We start from the raw sequence: 17,486 nt of genomic DNA on the forward strand, positions 1-17,486 counted from the left end.
TACCAATGTCAGCTTCCGGGGACCTAATTGTGCGGCGGTGAATGGCTCTTGTGGGCCGATCTTACTCTAACCGCTTTGCCCGCTCAGCCACCCTCTGAACCATCGAAACGGTGGCATTGCCTGCCTGCCGTATTCCTGCCCCCGCGATCTCAGCACTAGATCTACTTCCAAACCGCGCCCTCGCTCGAGAACCCTTTGTGCCGATCAACCCTTTTGCAAAGCCGCTAGGTCCAGGAATGCTTGGCGGCCCGGCCATCATGAAGTTGCCTGAGATGGAGCGGACGATCAGCGGTGTGGCGATGATCATACCACCTGCGAGGAACATCATCATGAAGAAGGGCACCAGCGCGCCGATGTTGCTTGCCCCAGAAGGATCACCGAGTTCGGTCATGAGCGAGCGCGACATGCCGACGACGGTGGAAAACACCCCGGCGATCACGAGAGGGTAGAGCGCGTAAGATACGGTGCTGGACAGCCAACGGTGGAAGTAATCCTTGCTGACATCAAACAGCGAAAGCGCGATCATGATCGGGGCGATGCCGATCATGAAGGCCAGCATGATCTTCGCAAAGATCAGGACAAGGCCGCAGAGCGCGCCGATCACGCCAAGGAGGAAAGCGCCGATCGCGCCGATGAGAGCCCCCGCCATCCAATGCATATTGTCACCGGCGGCGTTTAGGTAATTACCGAACTCTTCGATCAGATCGTCAAAAGCATTGGCAAAATATCCAGCCCCAGCACCGCCGCCACCGAGCCCAGCCACCATACCGCCTGCGAGCTGGTCGAGCCCATCGATGAGGGCGCTGGCGACCGCGTTAAACTGGACCCAATTCATTGCAAACAGCGAGATGAGCATGAGTTTGAGGGCGAACCAGAACGCGGTCCGCCCATCCATGGACTTGTATTGAAACACCATATTGATGAAGACGCCGATCACAGCGAGCGTAGAGGCGACTGCGATGACGCCGCCAAGCTGGCCAGCGACGTTGCCAAAGGTGGTTTGGGCCGCGTCGTCCATAAAGTTGTCGGTTGTCTCGACCATCCATGTGACGACGCCCATTGGGTGCTCCTATGCTTTTTCGGTCGGTTTGACACGCCAGATGTCGCGCTTCAGGAAGGCCTTCAGGATATGTTCGCCATCGAAATCCGGCACCACGGACACCAACTCCCAACCATCTTGGCCGAGAGCGGTTAGCTGTGTCTCGATCTTCGGTGGTTTCGTCTTAGCGGTGTTGATCAGTTCGATCTTGTATTCAAACATGGGCTTTTTCCTTTGTTTGGGCCGGATCAATCGGCAGGTAAAATTCGGTTATGCCGCGCGCGCCTTCATGGCGACCGGCTTGAATGATCACATCGATGGACCGGGTGATGTAGTCGTTCATGTCTTGATAGGTCATAGGCACATCGGTTTTCAGGGCGGCGATGGCCAGACGCTGTACCGCAAGTTGCGGTGTTTCGGCGTGAAGCGTGGTCAGTGAGCCGCCATGGCCGGTGTTGATCGCTTCGAGGAAGGTCATGGCTTCTTTGCCGCGCACTTCGCCAAGGACAATGCGGTCCGGCCGCATCCGCAGGGTGGAGGTTAACAGCACATCCGCGCTGCGCGTGGCTTCATCGCGGTCGGACATCAGCGTGACAACATTGGGCTGTGCTGGACGCAGCTCGGCTGCCTCTTCGATGGTAACGATGCGCTCGTCCTTTGGGACAAAGGAGAGGATCTTGCGCGCAGTGACGGTCTTGCCGGTCGAAGTGCCGCCGGATACGATCATGTTGAGCTTATGGACGACGCAGAATTTGATTGCGGCATCGATGTCACCCGTCGCTACGACATCGCGCAGCTCGGCGTTGCGCTTGCGCCGCGCACCTTCATTGCTGCGCTCTTTGCCGAAGAGGTATGACAGTTTGATCTGCTCCAACGGCAAATCTGAGAAGAACCGCAAAGAAATCGCATAGCCGCCATCAACGGCTGGGGGCTGAATGACTTGCGCGCGAATGGGACGGTCGCGGTAACTGATGCTGACCGACACGATAGGCTTGGTTCGGCTGAGCGTGGTGTTTGCAGCCGAGGCAATCTGGTTGCCAAGGTCTTTGATCTCATTCGCCGAGAGTTGTCGATTGACGCTCCGCATGAAGTGGTCCCCCTGAAACTCAGCCCAAAGCGTTCCATCAGGATTGATGCAAAGCTCAATCAGCTTTGGATCACGCGCCTCGGGGATCTTGTCCAATGAGCTTTGAAGATAGCTGGCAGCCATGGTCAGAAAATCTCCAGATCACGGTCGACCATCACCGTGACGCGAGCACCTTGATCGACATAGATCACGGGCGAGACCGAGAGATATTCGCCGATTACGCTTTGCGCACTGTCTTGGAAATCTTCGCCAATGCCCTCAAACACGTCCGAGGTGATTGCGTCTTCGGCGTTCTGCGCGGCGACGGCAGGCAAGGCCCCGATCAGCGATATTAACGCGGCCGAACCGAACCTCGTACCAAAGCGGCTGTCGACAAAACCAGTTGTGCCAGAGCGACCCAGTTCATCGCCACCAAAAGCGCTGATTTCAACGGTTTGATTGCTTGGGAGAATGATCCTGTCCCAAGCGATGGTCACGCGTTGATGTGCAATGTCGAGGCCAGACTGATAACGTCCAATAAGGCGTGATCCGCGCGGGATCAGGATCCGTGAGCCGTCATAGGCATGAACGTCTTCTGAGACTATGGCCCGCACTTGACCGGCCAGCGAGCTGTCGATTGCTGTCTCCAACACCGCTTGAATCATCGTGCCCTGAACAACTGTGTTGGATGGGTTTACGATCAGCTGTGCCTGCGTCACCTCGGCTGGCTCGGCTCCATTGCGGACAAACTCGGTGTCGCCATAAAGCCGTCGCTGCTCGGCGGCTGTTTCACTGTTTCCGCCGCCGGTGCCACCAAAAGCGATGATCGGGCTGGCGATGCGGGCTTGCAATTCTTCAAGCTCCGCTTGCCGCCGCCGCTCGAGCTCCTGAAGGCGCAGCTCGTCGGCAGTGGGGCCAGTTGGTACGGGCGTGCGCGGGGATTCCAGACGCGCGAGTTCCAGATCGTTCTGTAGCCGCTGGATCTGGCGCGCGCGTTCTTCCAGTTCTTCGCGCAAGGCGGCTTGGGCGGTCGCGGCCTCGCTGCGCAGGGCATCGACCTCTGCGCTCAGAGTATCGAATGCTTCGGTATCGATCGGAGGGGCCTCGGGTGCTGGCGCATTGCGCAATGCCTCGAGTTCGGTGCGCATCGCATCCATTTGCGCGCGCAGTTCTTCGGACTCTAAGTTGGGTCCCGGCTCCGATGGAGGCGGCGTTGTATCGATCGGTGCAGGGCCGGGCTCTACAACGCCAAAGCCCGGTCCGGCCGCTTGGAATTCATCAGGCGACGCGGTTTCAAGGGATTCCTGTTCTGAGCCACCGGAGAACAGCAACAACAGGCTGCCGAGGGCAACGATGCCCCCGATGGCGACGGCTACAGTCAGAAGTGGCGATCTCTTGCGGGCCTTTTGTGTAGTCTCTTCAATAACTTCTAGGCGTTTATTCAACTCAGCCGTTTCACTCATTGTGATTTGCCTCGCTCATCTCCTGCACACAGATCTCATCCTTGCCAAGCCGTAGTACCCAACGATCACTGACACCTGAAACGCGGATGATGCCGTCTGTTTGGGCAAGCGCATTCACGCTGCGCTCATTGCCGCCGGACCAACGAAAGATCGCGGGCAGCGGCGCGTTTGCGGCAAAGCGAAAATACGTGAATGTACCGTCGTCCCAGATTTCACGCGGCGTGATCTCTGATCGCGCGCTGACCCCGTAAGCATGGTTCGCGGGCTCACTTGCGGCAGCTCGAGTCTGCTGAGGGGCAGAATCGGGATAGGTGAAGCGGATGACATAGAACGTCGGTGAGCTCGCCTCAGTTACGTTGAAATAATAGCTGCGCCGGTTGGTGTAGACGGTGATGTTGGTATGCGCGCCGCGCGAGACCGGCTTGATTGCAAAAGCCTGACCACCCGGTACGCCGTCCAAAAGGAAACCTTCGGTGTCGCCCGCGATGATCGAGCGGATGGTCTCGCCTTGGCCAAATTCGATACTGGTCACATGGGTTAGGCTGGTGCTGATGCGATAGACTTGCCCATCTTGATAGGTGGCCAGCCGGACGCGGGCATCATAGGGGCCCTGTCGCGGTTGGGTTTCTGCATGGGCGGTGCCAGCGAGCTGAAGGAGGATGGCAAGGATCAAGAACAGGCGTGGCATAGGTTACTCCAAACGATCCGAGCGGATCGCGTATTCAGTGACTGTGAAGCCGAAAGGGTTTTGCCAGACGTCGTCGATCGACCGGCTGTTCTCGGGTCGAAACTCGAACATCAGCGTTGCGGTGAAGAGCCCGTTTTGATTGCCGCGCGGCGTGCTGAGGCGTTTACGCAGGCGCACCTGCGCGCGGTTTGCGCTGATATGGGTGATCGAGAGCACTTCGACCTCGAGCCGCGCATCTGTGCCGTAGCTGTTGGGTGGATATGCCTCGTGACCACTGGTCCAGAGCGCACGCAGACCTGTTGCTGCCGCCCCATCCGACTGATCTAGGACCCGCCGCACGCGCACGTCATTGTCGAGCTGATTATACGTCTCTCGACCGATGACATAGCGGTAGACCTGTGCCTCGATGATTGCGGGGCGTTCCCTGAGTGAGATCGCTTCAACCATGGCATTGGGGAGGGCCATGCCGGTCTCAGAATCAAAGGGCACGATCATGGGCGGCGGGTCCACGTCGAACAGGGCCACGAGGGCAGCGGCAAGGCAACCTGCCATGCCAAAGCCCATGCCTGTCAGACCTAGTTTTTGCCAAAGGAGCTCGCGGCGTCGCGCCCCATAGACAAGTTCTTCTTCGATGATCTCTGCCTCGTTGCTCATGGGATCAATCCGCACGTAGGTCTGGCAAAGTGAAGTCCATATAGCGGCGCTCTTCAGCCAGCGTGGCGGCATCGACAACGCCGGATTGGCCTGCGCCGACGGTCTGGATTGCCTCCAACTCCCACATGCGCGTCATGGCGATGGCCAGCTCGGCGGTAACGCGGGTGTTGTGATCTACGGCTTCCTTGAGCGTTTCCATGTCCGGGATCAGCGAGACCAGCTGCCCGACCCGTTCCAGAGATTGCGCGGCCTCATCGTAGCTGTTCTCGGCCGCCGCTGACATCATCGCCCCGGTGCCTGCTTGGCTGGCAATACGTTCAGCCCCCGGATTGCCGCTGCTGGCCATGTCCGACAGGCTGTCTTGATCAAAGCCCGCGTCTTCCAGGGCTTGCGTCATACGGCCTTCCATTTGAGGGGCGGCATTGCCGATAAGGCCGCTGAAATCGCCACTTTGGATTTGCCGGATGGTGCCAAGAAGATCGCCGAACTCTTGATCGAGAAGCCCGTCGAGATCGCCGCCCATGGCCATTTCGATAATGTCCGTCGCGCCGGTCAGGGCTGCGTAGGTTTCGTTCAACGTGTCGAGTTGCTGCTGCACTAGATCAAGCTGTTCGAGAAGCGTGTCGAGCTGATCGGTCTGAATGCCAAAATCTTCGAGCATCTGCTGCAATTGGCGAATTTCCTGCGCAATGTTGCGGGTGTCGATCGTCGGCACGCCTTGGGCGATTGCAGGTGAGACCGCGAGCATTGCGCAGGTGATGATGGCTGAGATGATACGGATCATTGAAGTGCCTCCAGATCGAATTGCATGAAGTCCTGTTCACGAGCTTGCGCGGCGGCCATGGCCAGCTCGGCAGCGCCAAGGGGGCGGGTATGAGTGGCTTTGAGGCGGGTACGGATTGCTACTAGGCGGGCCAGTTCAGCGCGGGCATAGGTGTTGAGCGACATGGCCGCATGGATGTCATCGGTTTCGCCAATACGGGTGATGATGTCCTGCACGCGCAGTGCTGCCGCGCGCACGGAGACCATGGAATAATCGCCATAGATCCCCGCACCAAAGGAGGTGAGGCTCATGGTAGAATTTGCGAGTAAAACCGGATCGATGGTGCCAAGCGCATCGACGCCGCCAACGCGCGCGAGGTAAAGGTTGTAGCGCTCCGGGATGACCTGAACGTAATGCTGGGTTTCTGCGAAAGGCGGCACGCCACCATAACGTTGCACATTGCCAGGGCCCGCGTTGTAGGCGGCCAGTCCATGAATGATGTTGCCGTCAAACATGGCCAGCATCTGCGCCAGATAGCGTGCGCCGCCGTTGACCTGGATGTAGGGGTTTTCATAATAGGCGGGATAGATCCCGAGATCTTGTGCTGTGCCTGGCATGATCTGGGTAAGGCCAAACGCGCCCACGGGGGAGCGCGCACCAATTGTGAAACGGCTTTCTTGCCAGATCAGCGCCTGCAACAGGCAGCGCCATTGCTTAGGGGACAGGCCCGCCGCGCGCACGCCGGACATATTGTGCGTTTCCATCGCCGCGCGAATGATCAGCTGCTCAATAGAGCCTGCGGCATCGCCAAACATTTGGGCAGCGCCGGGGTTAGGGTCGATCGCGCCGTAGAGCGCATCTGCAGCACTTCCCGGTGAAGTGCCTGCTTCCAAACTGGCGACCAGAACGCCTGAATTTCCGCTGCCGAGCGTGGATGCATCGAGGATGTCTTCCAGAGCTTGCAGTTGTTCCTCTTCGAGCTGCTCTAGCGCGTCTTCTCTGGAAAGGCGGTCCTGCTGTAGAGCCAGATCCTGCGCGCCTTGGTTCAACACGCGTTCACGCTGCAAGAACATGCCTGCATCAAAGGTCGGCACGCCTTGCGCAAACGCCATGGGCGCTACGAGCGATACCAAGCCCGCAAGGATATGCGGGCAAAGGCTATTCATTCAGGACGCCAATCGGTCCAAGCATCTCGAAATTGCAATTACTGCGGCTGACTTCGGCAAAGGAGGTGAAACATTCTGCCTCAGACGGCCGGTATTCCGCGCAGGCCGTGAGGGTCAGAAGGGTGAGTGTCAGGGTGAAAAGCTTGCGCATCAAATCGGTCTCCAAAAATTAGGGTTCTGGCGATAATCCGCGCCGACCAGCGCTTCGCCTTTTTCCATGCCGCCAAGGATCGTGAGATACGGGCCAAGGGCGCTGAGATCGGCGTCGATCACGACCGAGCCTTGATCATCGCGCACCAGCGCCAGACGGGAATTGCTGCCCGTGCCGAGCAGCACACTGAGCTCTTTGTCAGTGAGCCCAAGCATCTCGTAATCACTGGCCGAGGCACGAATATTGGGAAGCAAGACTTGCGTCGGAACGGCCTCGACAATCGTTTTGCCTGTTCGGGTTTTCTCGAGCTGGCTTGCGTATTGGGTCATCATCACGACGACCGCGTTTTGTTTGCGCGCGGTCACAAGCCAGTTGCTAAGACGGTCCGCGAAATACGGGTTATCGAGCGCCTTCCAGGCTTCATCGATGATGATCAGCGTCGGTTTGCGATCCTCGATGACGCGTTCCACCCGCCGAAACAGATAGGACAGGACAGCCATGCGTTCTTTCTCGCTTTCGCTGTCGAGAATGCCGGTTAGATCAAAGCCCACCACATCGCCTTCGAGCGAAAAGCTGTCCTCGAGGCTTTGCCCGAAGATCCAGCCATAACGCCCATCGGCCGTCCATTCCTGGATCCGTTCAAACATGTCTCCTTCATCGGCACCTGCGACGAAGAGGGAAGCCAGGTCTTGCCAGTTGCGCAGCGCAGCCTCACTAGCACCTGCGTTCTGGCGCACCACTTCCTGGATGCGGTTGATCTGGACGGGGCTTAACGGTTTGTCCGCGCGGTGCAAAAGCGTGGCGAGCCAGTCAGAGAGCCAAGCTTGGCCGCGCCCATCAATTTCGGTGCGAAGGGGATTGAGGCCAGTTGCTTCGCCAGCCTTGATTGCGCTGTAGCGCCCGCCATTCGCGCGCACGGCCATTTCCATGCCCATGCGATAATCGAACACAAACACCCGTGCTTCGCAGCGCCGGGCCTGGGTCATCAAGAAAGCAGACAAAACTGATTTGCCAGAACCTGGGCGGCCAAGGATCAAGGTATGACCACCGGTCGGTTCTTTGTCGGGCTGGCCAGTCTCGTGGTAGTTGAAGAGAAAGCCCGAGCGCTCTGGTGTCGGGAACAGGGCGATCGGTTTGCCCCAGGGCACTTTATGGCCAGCCTTGCCCAGCTGACTGCGATGAAGCGCTGCAAGGTCGGCAAAATTCGTGTTTGTGATGGCGGCTTTGCGACTGCGCATCTGCCCATTGCCCGGGTGTTGCGCAAAATAATGAGTGCGCGCGGCAAAGCTCTCGTTGACCAGATTGACGCCTTCGCTGGCGGCGATGTTGCGCACCTCGGCAGCGATGGTCTCCAACTTTTCTTCGGTTTCCGCAAAGACGGTGACCGTCATGTGATGATCACCAAAGCTGAGCCGTTTGGATTCCAGATCATCCAGCGCGTCGACCAGTTCTTCGGCCAGTGAGATGGCTCCGTCATCGCTGGCCTTCATCAGGCGTTGTTGTCGCTTGATCCGGCTGGCCATGATGTTGCCGTTGATAGGTGTGAAGGAGTGGGTGACCACCATGTCGATGGGCAGGTTGAGCTCATCGAACATGGTGCAGCTGGTTCTTGCAGGATAAGTCTTGATCGCGAAACTGGTGCCAAACCGCTTGCCTGCCGCGCCGTCGTCCAGCGTGAAGCTGCGGCCCTGAAACGTGACCCGTGTGTTGGCCACATCCTCGGCAACGATGCCAAAGCGCGATTTTGCGAAGAGCGGCCGTTCTTGACCTATGTTGAGCGCACCAAGGAAGCCCAGCAACTCGCCGCTTTCGGCCCCGAGCAGGCGCGGGTTCATTTCGGTAAAGGACGACAGAAGAAACCCGACGACCTCGCTGAGTTTGCGCAATTGCTTAGCTGTCTGGTCTTTTAGCTGGGCGATTGAGTCTGTGCGTTTCAGGCGCAGCCGCGCGGCCAGCGGCGGACGCTTTAGAACCGTGAGCGTGAGTGTTTTGTCGCGCAGGCCTGCTTGCGCCATGGCTGCATGCCACCGGGTATCGAGCGCTTGCGCAAATCCCTCGTCGGGCACCGGCGGCAGCGTGGTCTCTATCGCTTTTGAAACCTTGTGCACGTAAAAACTATATTCGGGCCCGATCTGCGCGATGATGGCAGCGAAGAGTGCCCGGATTTTCTCTAGGTGCGCGTCATCGCTGGTCATGCTGTTGACGCCATCGAGGCGGATACACTGGAAGAGGGCATTGCCGCGCGTGCGGATCGTTCTGTCATCCACGAGGCTGACATAGGGCAGCATGCTGGCCATGGGGCGCTCTTTGCGCGCCCAGTCTGGCAACATGGCAAGATCATCTGAAGGGTCACGCAGCATAGCTGTCCCCTGAATGGATATTGCGGTTTGGTGTTGGTGGCGTTTCCTGCAGCGCGGTTACCAGCACTTCAAGAAACGCAGGATCCCAGTCAGCCGCTTTCCACAGGGCGGGATAGGCCAGAGCGGCGGCGATGATCACCGGCCAGCTTTGGATCCACAGAAAAAGCAACACAAACCCGAAGAGCCAGACCATCGCATACATGATCGGCAGCCCGATGAGCTTTGGTGGCCGGATTAGGCCCAGGAAAAGAAGGGTTTGCGTTGCCATGTCGGATTCACGCGCCCCAGATGGCGGTCACGATGGTCGGCGCAGCCGCGATGCCCGCGATTGCGATGAGCACCCAAAGGGCTTGGCGGAAGTCCAAAATCCCGAAGAGCCAGGACAGGAACACACCGATCAGAGCCAAGGTTCCGATCACGATGCCCAAGGGGCCGGTGATCGTGTCGACAATGCCTTGCAGAAGGTTTTGCACCGGTGAGAGGTCGATGCTTTGCGCGAGCGCGGGATTGGCAATCATCAAACTGGCCAGAGCCAGCGAAAGGATCATGCGGATTTGTGTGTGCATCATGAGGCTCCAGTCAGTCGATCACGCGCGGCCATGACACGGCGCACGTGATTTTGGGTTTCTTGGTAAGGGGGAATACCGCCGTAGCGCGCGACCGCGTTAGGCCCCGCGTTGTAAGCCGCAAGTGCAAGTTCCGGCGTGCCAAATTGGGCAAGCATCATCAGAAGGTATCGAGCAGAGCCATCCAGATTGGCCTGCCAGTCGTGAGGGTCCACACCAAGCTGCGCAGCTGTGGCTGGCATCAATTGGCCGAGGCCGATCGCGCCTGCAGAGCTGCGTGCGTTTGCGCGATAGGCGCTTTCGATCTCGATATTCGCTTGAAATAGCGTCTGCCATTCGGAAACAGACAGACCTGCACGCCGCAGCGCGGGGTGCCCGCCATAGCGATGCGCGGTGCTTTCAAGGGCAGCGAGGATTTCGGGGCGGGGGATTGCTGGCGCAGGAGAAGTGCGGGGCGCTTGCGGTTCAGGCGCTGCGAAGACGGTCGGCTCTGATGCATTCGCGCCTACGCCGTCGATGTAGCTTTGTGCGAATCCAGACTGAGGAGCTTTGGTTTCCAACTGGCCATCAGCCCGCATTGAGAGCACAAAACCTTCAGCGCCAGCTGGGGCTGCGATGAGCGCAGCAAGGACGGCAAGTGCTTTAGTCGGTGTCGCCTGGCTTGTGAGAAGCGACTTTGCCTTCGACCATAGGGATTGAAATGACCGATACGTCCAGCCCAGCAAGGAAGCTCGATAAGCCGTTGATTGTCTTGAATTCTCGCGCGGCCATGTTGTTGCGTGCAGTGACGAGCAGGCGGCGCGTCTCGCCGTCAGGCGAGACGCAATGCACGGTCCAAATCCCGGACCACTGAGCACTTGTTCGTTTGGGCGTAACGCGGCACACGACATCCGCCGAGTGTCCCTCGGCAAGCAGTGTGCGCAGCCCTTCTTCGCTAACAACATTGGGGGCGTCTTGCATCAAATTCATTGAAACGAGCCTTGCAGAACTGTGCATGGACCCGGCAGTCCCTCATGGACTACCAGATCGATACATGATTATAATCTTGCAATCAAGAGGTGCATTTTGATTTAATGCGCTCTTTATGCGTTGAAACGAACTTACTGCAACGGAGTGGCTGAGCCAAGGTAATATGGGGATTTTGAAACAGACATGGGCGGTTCTGGCCGTTTTGAGCTGGGGATCTGCCTCAGTCGCAGGGAATTGTTTACCTCCGATAGTGCCCTTTATGCCCACCGATGCCGGTGATGTTCGGGCGTATGCTGACTTGTTGAGACGCGACGCAGAGACATACTTCGACGATGTCGAGCAGTATTTTCGGTGCCAGGTCGAGGAGCGACGTGGGGTGTTTGAGCAAGCGCGAGAGCTCAGCAAAGACTATGCGCGCGTTTTAGAAGTTTTGGGGAGTGATAGTTTGAGGGGGGGTGCGTCAACGTAAAAGCGGCCACTCATCATCATGGCGGGGAAGGTCGCAAATGCGGACAATCCTGCCTTTTGCTGGTGCGGCGGATGCGAGTGCAGCAACGTGCATCCATCACAGCGATGCTAGCTCTGCGACGCAGCGCGTATCGCGAGAGCGGCCGTTTATAGGCGGTGACTTGGCCATAGTCGAAACCTTCAATTCGCGAAGGTCTGTCCTATAACTGGGTTGCTGCGGTGCAGTTTGTAACTTCGGGCTCGAGGTCTTCAATATTGCGGTGTAAATAAATGAGTGAAATGCGCAGACCGGTCAGCAGCTGATCTACCCTCACCGATGTTTTACTCGAACTACCAATTTTCACGCATTCACAAACCCAGTTCAGAAAGCCCCGGATGGTCGTCTGGCCTACGACCTTGCTGCCAATGAAACTTGCGGTTGGCTTCAGCAATCGGCAGGTCATTGATGCTTGCAAAGCGGCTTTGCATCAGCCCGATTTTGGCAAATTCCCAGTTCTCATTCCCGTATGAGCGAAACCAGTTGCCGCTGTCATCGTGCCATTCATAGGCATAGCGGACAGCGATGCGGTCGTCGGTAAAGGCCCAGAGTTCTTTGATCAGGCGGTAGTCGAGTTCTCGTATCCATTTTGCTTTCAGGAACGCTTCCGCCTCCTCGCGGTTGGTCACAAAGGTCACGCGATTGCGCCATTCGGTGTCGAGCGTGTAGGCCGTGGCGACTTTGGCGGGGTCACGTGAGTTCCAGCCGTCCTCGGCGAGGCGCACCTTTTGCAAAGCGGTGTCGCGGGTGAAAGGCGGCAATGGGCGGCGGTTTTGCATGGAATTGTGTCCTTTCAGGGTTCGGGGTCAAAGCGGGATTACAGAGGTCCCGAGGGTTGTCTGGCGAAGGGTAAAGTGCCTAACGGAAGTTTAATAACAACTTCAGCCTTCGGAAGGCTTGGCCAGAAATTCAGTCTTGGGAGGCGGCCAATGCAGTTGCGTGGGCCGCTTCTGCGATCCGGTTCGCGATGTCGGGATTTGCAACTGCGCGTGAGAGCGTCAGCCCGCCGATCAGTGTACTTAACATCGCCCAGGCCCGTGTGTGTCGAGCCTCCTCTGAGTTACCACTCAAACCATCGGAAATCAGACTCACAATTCGGTTCATTTTCGCTTCATAAGCCGTGTGCATATCGGGATCAGCCCGTGCAACTTCGGGTGAAAGTGTTGTCATCGCACAGCCGCAGGCGAGGTCATTACGGTGCGCCTCACCTAGATAGTAATCGGCAAAGGCACCAACCCAAGCAGCTCCAAACTCGCTTTGAAAGTTCGGAATGCTCTGAATCACCTCGTCCAGCCCAGTCGCCAGCGCGGCTTCAAACGCACCATCTTTCGATCCGAAATGAGCATAAAATGCGCCTGAAGTGACACCGGCAGTCTTGGCAATGCCGTCAACTCCAGTTCCCGCATAACCACTGCTTCTAAAGCTCTGGCTTGCAGCGTCCAGAATGCGCGCGCGGGTTTGCTCTTTCTTCGTTGGTAACTGCGCCATCCGCTGTCCTTTCGGCCTTTATATAGCGATCGGTATTTTTTTCTTGACGACATAACGATCGTTATATAGTTAGTTTATAGTGATCGTTATATATTCAGTTCCACCGCAACGCAACCAATCAAACCGCGCGCTGCTGTCACAAAGGAAAGCCCGATGAAGCACCAGACAAAGTCGCAAATCGAAACAGGGATCAGCCGCCGCAAAGTCATTGTGGGCGCGGTAGCGGCCGCGGCCGCCACCAACCTTGCACCAGGCGGCAAGCTGGTGATGGCCGGTGCCGCAGTTAACAACGGAGAAAACCACATGACCCCCAGAGCATTCGTCTACACAGAATTGCAAATTTCTGCTCCGTTCGAGAATGCTCGATGGCAGGAGTTGAACGATCAGATCGCGAATGAGCCGGGTTTTCTCAACAAAACGTGGTTTTCGGGGGTAGGGAATAACTCGGTTGGTGGCATCTACAGCTTTGACAGTGTTGAGACAGCGCAGCGCTATTGCACCACCTTTTTCCCTGCAGTTGCCCGAAACCTCGGCGTCGCTCAGACAACCCGCGTGTTTGATGCCAGCGTCGTTGAGGATGCAAGTCGCGATATGGGTTCGCCGCATTTTGGGGCTGTCCCAACTCAGGCCCCCGGTGCCTTTGTCTACACCGAGGTCCAGGTCAATGTGCCTTTTGAAAAAGCTCCGTGGCAGGGTCGAAACCCTGTTCTAAAGCAGCAAAAAGGATTGATTTCCAAGCTGTGGCTGAGTGGTTTGAACACAAATACTCTTGGCGGTGTTGACGCATTTGACACCGTCGAGAATGCGCTTGCCTTTGCGGTTGATGATTTCCCAAAAACCGCAGCGAAGATGAACGCGGCCTTCTACACCCGCGTGTTTGACGCAAAAGTCGCTGAAGCTGCCAGCCGCGGGCTCCGTTCTCCATATTACACTTAACTCAACCAAGAAAAGGAAAGAACCGTGCCACTCATTCAAGTAGACGCCCCAGAGGGTGATCTGGATAAATCGCAGCAAGACGCGTTGATGTCGAAACTCTCAAACGCCGTGCTCAAGGCTGAAGGCGCTCCATTGGAAAGTGCAGGCGGGCAGTCTTTGGTTTGGGCACACTTCAATGAAAAACCTCAGGGAACGTTTTATGTCGGCGGCGCGCCGCAGGAAAAACCTCCGTTTCGCATTGCTGTGACAACGCCACAGGGTGCACTGAACGACGAGACCAGAAAGAGCCTCGTCGCTGAGATCGGGCGCATCGTTGATGATATTGTTGGTCTCTACGACGGCAGGCTGAACCACTGGGCCATGCTTTATGAGGTGACAGACGGCGGCTGGGCCGGTGCGGGACAGGTTTTTCGCCTTGGTGACATCCAGCAGGTGATGGAAATCAAGGCCGCCTAAGCGGCGAAGCCAACCCAATAATTTATTTAGAACAAGCTGTTGGCCCCTAATCTGGGCCAGCGCATGGGAGCACGCGCCCTATCGAAACGACCACGTCTCAACATAACTTAATCAAAGGAAAATAACATGATACGACTATCGCTCGTTGCACTGGCACTGGCTTCCGGTATCTCTCTTTCAGGAACCACAAGCGCATCCGCCGCTACAGGTGTTTGCGCCCCTATCGGTGGCGTCGCAGTCCCTAATTTCTTCGCAGAAGGTGAAGGCAATCCTATTATTATCTCCGCCACGTTGACGGGCACAGTACAAAACGCCGCGGGCAAAATCACTGGCCAGCGCGAAACAGCTACGGGCCTCGAAATGGACATGGAGCATTACTTTGGCCGTGCCGATGGCGGCGCGTTCCTGACCAAGGATCTTGGGATTTTGACATCTGTACCGGGCAAGCCCGGACGTTTCATGCTCGAGATTACCTATGATATCCAAGAGGGTACCGGACGCGGCACGATGGAGGGTGCCAACGGTTCTTTCAGCAGCTACGGCCTCGTTGATTTGCGCGACCCGAACAACATGGAAGGCTTGGTCCGTTACAGCGGCGAAGTTTGCCAATAAGCCTAAGTCACGTGCTTTCGCCGACAAGCCGCGTGTCGCGGCTTGTCGGCATCTTACTTCTCGCAAGGACCATTTAAATGACTGAACAACCTAACCTTCCTACAAGCATTCTTTACACAATGGTGCGTGTGGGCGATCTTGATCGCTCAATCGCTTTTTACCAAGACGCGTTGGGTATGCGCGAGATTCGGCGCGAGACATTCCCCGAAGGTCGTTTCACCTTAGTCTTTATGGGATACGGCAACAGCCCGTCAGCGCCCACGGTTGAATTGACATGGAACTGGGACGAAACCAGCTATCAGCACGGCACCGGCTACGGTCATATCGCACTGGGAGTATCGGATATCTACGCGGCTTGCGAGCGTCTGACAGAGATGGGTGTAAGAGTCACAAGACCAGCAGGTCCGATGAAATTCGCGCCCACCGAGACTGGTGAAAAAGAAGTTATCGCGTTTCTGAACGACCCCGACGGATATAGCATTGAGCTGATCGAAACGGCTAAGTAGCGCGCGAAAACAGGCGGCGTGATGCACTATGAAAGGCGCAGGTGATGACCTCTCCAGACAACCGACCGGTTCAAAAAATCAAGGGCGGCTGCCTGTGTGGTGCCGTCTCGTTCGCGGTTATCAACACGTTCGAAAAACTGTTTCTGTGCAGCTGTGATCAGTGCCGCCAAATCACCGGATCGGCTTTTGCTTCCAATCTGTTCGTGAGCATCAAAGGGTTCGACTGGCTAGCGGGCACGGGCGATATCGTCAGCTACCAAGTGCCGGGGCGGGATATCTCCAAGTCGTTCTGCCGGGTCTGCGGGTCGGGCGTTCCTTGGCCAAATGGTGACGGAACAAAGATGATCGTTCCGGCTGGATCTCTGAGCGCCCCGGTTAATGTGGTCGAACGGGTAAGAATATTCGCCTCAGAGCAACCCGCGTGGGCATCTGGTCTGGAGCAGGTCTCCACACACGCGGCGTTCCCGGAGGGTCTGGGATCAGAGCCTATGAGTGCAAAACCCCTGCTAACGAAAAACAGCAACAAAACCAGATCGGAGAAATCATGATTACCTGTCACGTGACCTATAAGATTGACCCTGCGAAAGTCTCCGACTTTGAGATCTACGCAAAAGCATGGATCCCTCTGGTAAAGCGATTTGGGGGCACCCATCATGGATATTTCCTGCCACACGAAGGACCAAATGATCTGGCGTTTGCGGCATTTTCATTCCCGTCTCTGGCGGCTTATGAAACTTATCGCACAGACAGCGCTGCCGATCCGGACTGCAAGGCGGCATATGATTTTGCCGTCAGAACCAAGTGCATCCTTCGGTACGATAGACATTTCCTGCGGCCTGTTCTGGACGGAGATATATCAGGTGTTCTTGAGCCACAGGCGTAATGCATCGTCTACCGGACACGAAGCAAGCATTCATAAATGACCATGCTGTGACTCAGCAAAGGCATACGCAAAAAGCGAATAATGACGCCGCCCCGAAAAGTGGTGCGGCTTCGATAAATCGATTCACGCAGATTTGACAACCCATCAATGGAGTTACCAACATGTTGAACACCATAATCCGCTCTCAAAGATTTTTCACGACCGCAATTTTGTCGATTGTACTACTCAGCGGGGCCACAGTTTCCAACGCCGAAACTACTGAGGCCAAAATCGCACGCGCGATCTCTGCGGCTCCGTCGGACATCACGAACGAGGCCACGATTATGGACGTCGACGGCACAATTTTGCGCTCAGGCATAAACAGATGGGTGTGTATACCAGGTGTTGGATTGATCCCAGGCGATAAGCACCCAATGTGCAATGACCCTGTTTGGATGAAATGGATGGCGGCAATGGCGTTAGGAACTGAGTTCACAACCGATGTGATTGGTGTCGCGTATATGATGGCCGGTGACCCGTGGTTGAACGTCGATAACCCGATGGCAACTGATCCGAACGATGGCGGTGTGTGGCGACAAGAGGGCGCACATGTCATGCTGCTTTTTCCAGACATGGACGTTCTTGCCGATCTTCCGCCTGGCCCCGTTGCTGGCGGCCCCTATGTCATGTGGGGGGGAACACCGATGGAGCACGTCATACTGCCGATCGACGCGAAAGACCTGCAAAAGTAGGTCCTTGTGGACGGACCCTAAGATCAGCGATCTTCGGTACGATGCTCGACTTGTTTTTCGGCCATTTTGTCTATGAACTCTAGGAATGCGCAGCCAACAATTTTTTAGATGACCCGCCTTCATATTTTGAACGCGCGGACTAACCGAGAAGATGAATATCTGATCCACCCGCGTTACGGCGCAAAGCATGTACATCCTCAAGTTCCGGATCGTTGGCCCATGCGAGTGCTGCATCTTTATCTGGAAAACTTAACAAGACTGCGACATTTGGTATGTCCGGCGTGCCGTCCAGCACAGTACAATCGCGGGCGGTGCTTTCAACTTTTCCACCATGTTTGGCCAAAGCTGGACCTGCCACATCGCGATATTGGGCTAAAGCGTCTGGATTGGTAATCGTGAGTTTTGCGTAAGCGTAGATCATGGGTGGCTCCTTTATTTTGTACGTTGAATACATATCAATCCTGCGGCAGGTGAAAACGCGTGC

The 17,486-nt window shown here is 56.6% G+C and carries 23 protein-coding genes; 7 read left to right on the forward strand and 16 right to left on the reverse strand.

Annotated elements, in window-relative coordinates:
• Window positions 1-61: 61 nt before the first annotated feature.
• The 15 genes from BMX04_RS11660 to BMX04_RS11735 form a co-directional block, all read right to left on the reverse strand.
• Window positions 62-1,060, reverse strand: a complete 999-nt coding sequence (locus BMX04_RS11660; protein ID WP_074786709.1) for a TrbL/VirB6 family protein — start codon at window positions 1,058-1,060, stop codon at window positions 62-64.
• A 9-nt stretch (window positions 1,061-1,069) separates the two neighbouring features.
• Complete coding sequence (locus BMX04_RS11665; protein WP_074786711.1) at window positions 1,070-1,261, reverse strand: DUF4177 domain-containing protein; 192 nt, start codon at window positions 1,259-1,261, stop codon at window positions 1,070-1,072.
• Complete coding sequence (locus BMX04_RS11670; RefSeq protein ID WP_074786713.1) at window positions 1,254-2,249, reverse strand: ATPase, T2SS/T4P/T4SS family; 996 nt, start codon at window positions 2,247-2,249, stop codon at window positions 1,254-1,256. Before BMX04_RS11670 ends, BMX04_RS11665 begins: the two co-directional genes overlap by 8 nt.
• 2 nt (window positions 2,250-2,251) lie before the next feature.
• Window positions 2,252-3,568 carry a TraB/TrbI/VirB10 family type IV secretion system protein gene (locus tag BMX04_RS11675; protein WP_074786715.1) on the reverse strand — a complete coding sequence of 439 codons (1,317 nt, stop codon included), beginning with the start codon at window positions 3,566-3,568 and terminating at the stop codon, window positions 2,252-2,254.
• A complete protein-coding gene (locus BMX04_RS11680; protein WP_074786717.1) occupies window positions 3,561-4,256 on the reverse strand; it encodes a TrbG/VirB9 family P-type conjugative transfer protein in 696 nt (231 codons plus the stop codon). The genes BMX04_RS11675 and BMX04_RS11680 overlap by 8 nt, the downstream gene beginning before the upstream one ends.
• A gap of 3 nt (window positions 4,257-4,259) precedes the next feature.
• Window positions 4,260-4,910, reverse strand: a complete 651-nt coding sequence (locus tag BMX04_RS11685; RefSeq protein WP_074786719.1) for a VirB8 family type IV secretion system protein — start codon at window positions 4,908-4,910, stop codon at window positions 4,260-4,262.
• Between the two features lie 4 nt (window positions 4,911-4,914).
• Window positions 4,915-5,694, reverse strand: coding sequence for a type IV secretion system protein (locus tag BMX04_RS11690; protein ID WP_074786721.1), 780 nt, complete (start codon window positions 5,692-5,694; stop codon window positions 4,915-4,917).
• Window positions 5,691-6,839: a lytic transglycosylase domain-containing protein gene (locus BMX04_RS11695; RefSeq protein WP_074786723.1), complete on the reverse strand. Its 1,149-nt coding sequence runs from the start codon at window positions 6,837-6,839 to the stop codon at window positions 5,691-5,693. The genes BMX04_RS11690 and BMX04_RS11695 overlap by 4 nt, the downstream gene beginning before the upstream one ends.
• A 150-nt stretch (window positions 6,840-6,989) precedes the next feature.
• Entirely contained in the window at window positions 6,990-9,350 is a 2,361-nt protein-coding gene (locus tag BMX04_RS11700; protein WP_074786725.1) for a VirB4 family type IV secretion/conjugal transfer ATPase, read from the reverse strand.
• Window positions 9,340-9,618 (reverse strand): VirB3 family type IV secretion system protein, encoded by a 279-nt coding sequence (locus BMX04_RS11705; protein WP_074786727.1) that lies wholly within the window; start codon window positions 9,616-9,618, stop codon window positions 9,340-9,342. The genes BMX04_RS11700 and BMX04_RS11705 overlap by 11 nt, the downstream gene beginning before the upstream one ends.
• Before the next feature lie 7 nt (window positions 9,619-9,625).
• Window positions 9,626-9,916 (reverse strand): TrbC/VirB2 family protein, encoded by a 291-nt coding sequence (locus BMX04_RS11710; RefSeq protein WP_074786907.1) that lies wholly within the window; start codon window positions 9,914-9,916, stop codon window positions 9,626-9,628.
• Complete coding sequence (locus tag BMX04_RS11715) at window positions 9,916-10,494, reverse strand: lytic transglycosylase domain-containing protein (RefSeq protein ID WP_074786729.1); 579 nt, start codon at window positions 10,492-10,494, stop codon at window positions 9,916-9,918. The genes BMX04_RS11710 and BMX04_RS11715 overlap by 1 nt, the downstream gene beginning before the upstream one ends.
• A gap of 64 nt (window positions 10,495-10,558) precedes the next feature.
• Window positions 10,559-10,876, reverse strand: coding sequence for a hypothetical protein (locus BMX04_RS11720; protein ID WP_244888534.1), 318 nt, complete (start codon window positions 10,874-10,876; stop codon window positions 10,559-10,561).
• Window positions 10,877-11,701: 825 nt separating this feature from the next.
• On the reverse strand, window positions 11,702-12,169 hold the full coding sequence (locus BMX04_RS11730; protein ID WP_074786731.1) for a nuclear transport factor 2 family protein: 468 nt from the start codon (window positions 12,167-12,169) through the stop codon (window positions 11,702-11,704).
• 130 nt (window positions 12,170-12,299) lie between these two features.
• Window positions 12,300-12,878: a TetR/AcrR family transcriptional regulator gene (locus BMX04_RS11735; RefSeq protein WP_074786733.1), complete on the reverse strand. Its 579-nt coding sequence runs from the start codon at window positions 12,876-12,878 to the stop codon at window positions 12,300-12,302.
• A 153-nt stretch (window positions 12,879-13,031) separates the two neighbouring features.
• On the opposite strand from BMX04_RS11735, the gene BMX04_RS11740 reads away from it, so the two are divergent.
• From BMX04_RS11740 to BMX04_RS11770, 7 genes are all read left to right on the forward strand, one after another.
• The gene (locus BMX04_RS11740) at window positions 13,032-13,814 is read left to right on the forward strand and encodes a YdhR family protein (RefSeq protein ID WP_217644468.1); all 783 of its coding nucleotides are present in this window, start codon (window positions 13,032-13,034) and stop codon (window positions 13,812-13,814) included.
• A 24-nt stretch (window positions 13,815-13,838) separates the two neighbouring features.
• On the forward strand, window positions 13,839-14,270 hold the full coding sequence (locus BMX04_RS11745; RefSeq protein ID WP_074786735.1) for a tautomerase family protein: 432 nt from the start codon (window positions 13,839-13,841) through the stop codon (window positions 14,268-14,270).
• A gap of 126 nt (window positions 14,271-14,396) precedes the next feature.
• Entirely contained in the window at window positions 14,397-14,882 is a 486-nt protein-coding gene (locus tag BMX04_RS11750) for a hypothetical protein (RefSeq protein WP_074786737.1), read from the forward strand.
• A 77-nt stretch (window positions 14,883-14,959) separates the two neighbouring features.
• Entirely contained in the window at window positions 14,960-15,388 is a 429-nt protein-coding gene (gene gloA / locus BMX04_RS11755) for a lactoylglutathione lyase (protein ID WP_074786739.1), read from the forward strand.
• Between the two features lie 44 nt (window positions 15,389-15,432).
• The gene (locus tag BMX04_RS11760) at window positions 15,433-15,936 is read left to right on the forward strand and encodes a GFA family protein (protein WP_074786741.1); all 504 of its coding nucleotides are present in this window, start codon (window positions 15,433-15,435) and stop codon (window positions 15,934-15,936) included.
• 11 nt (window positions 15,937-15,947) lie between these two features.
• Window positions 15,948-16,271 carry an NIPSNAP family protein gene (locus BMX04_RS11765; RefSeq protein WP_338101070.1) on the forward strand — a complete coding sequence of 108 codons (324 nt, stop codon included), beginning with the start codon at window positions 15,948-15,950 and terminating at the stop codon, window positions 16,269-16,271.
• Between the two features lie 161 nt (window positions 16,272-16,432).
• Window positions 16,433-17,002 carry a hypothetical protein gene (locus BMX04_RS11770; protein WP_074786745.1) on the forward strand — a complete coding sequence of 190 codons (570 nt, stop codon included), beginning with the start codon at window positions 16,433-16,435 and terminating at the stop codon, window positions 17,000-17,002.
• A 139-nt stretch (window positions 17,003-17,141) separates the two neighbouring features.
• On the opposite strand, the gene BMX04_RS11775 is transcribed toward BMX04_RS11770, so the two are convergent.
• The gene (locus BMX04_RS11775; protein ID WP_074786747.1) at window positions 17,142-17,423 is read right to left on the reverse strand and encodes a DUF1330 domain-containing protein; all 282 of its coding nucleotides are present in this window, start codon (window positions 17,421-17,423) and stop codon (window positions 17,142-17,144) included.
• Window positions 17,424-17,486: the final 63 nt, after the last annotated feature.

This window comes from Roseovarius tolerans, from assembly GCF_900109855.1.
Taxonomy (GTDB): domain Bacteria; phylum Pseudomonadota; class Alphaproteobacteria; order Rhodobacterales; family Rhodobacteraceae; genus Roseovarius; species Roseovarius tolerans.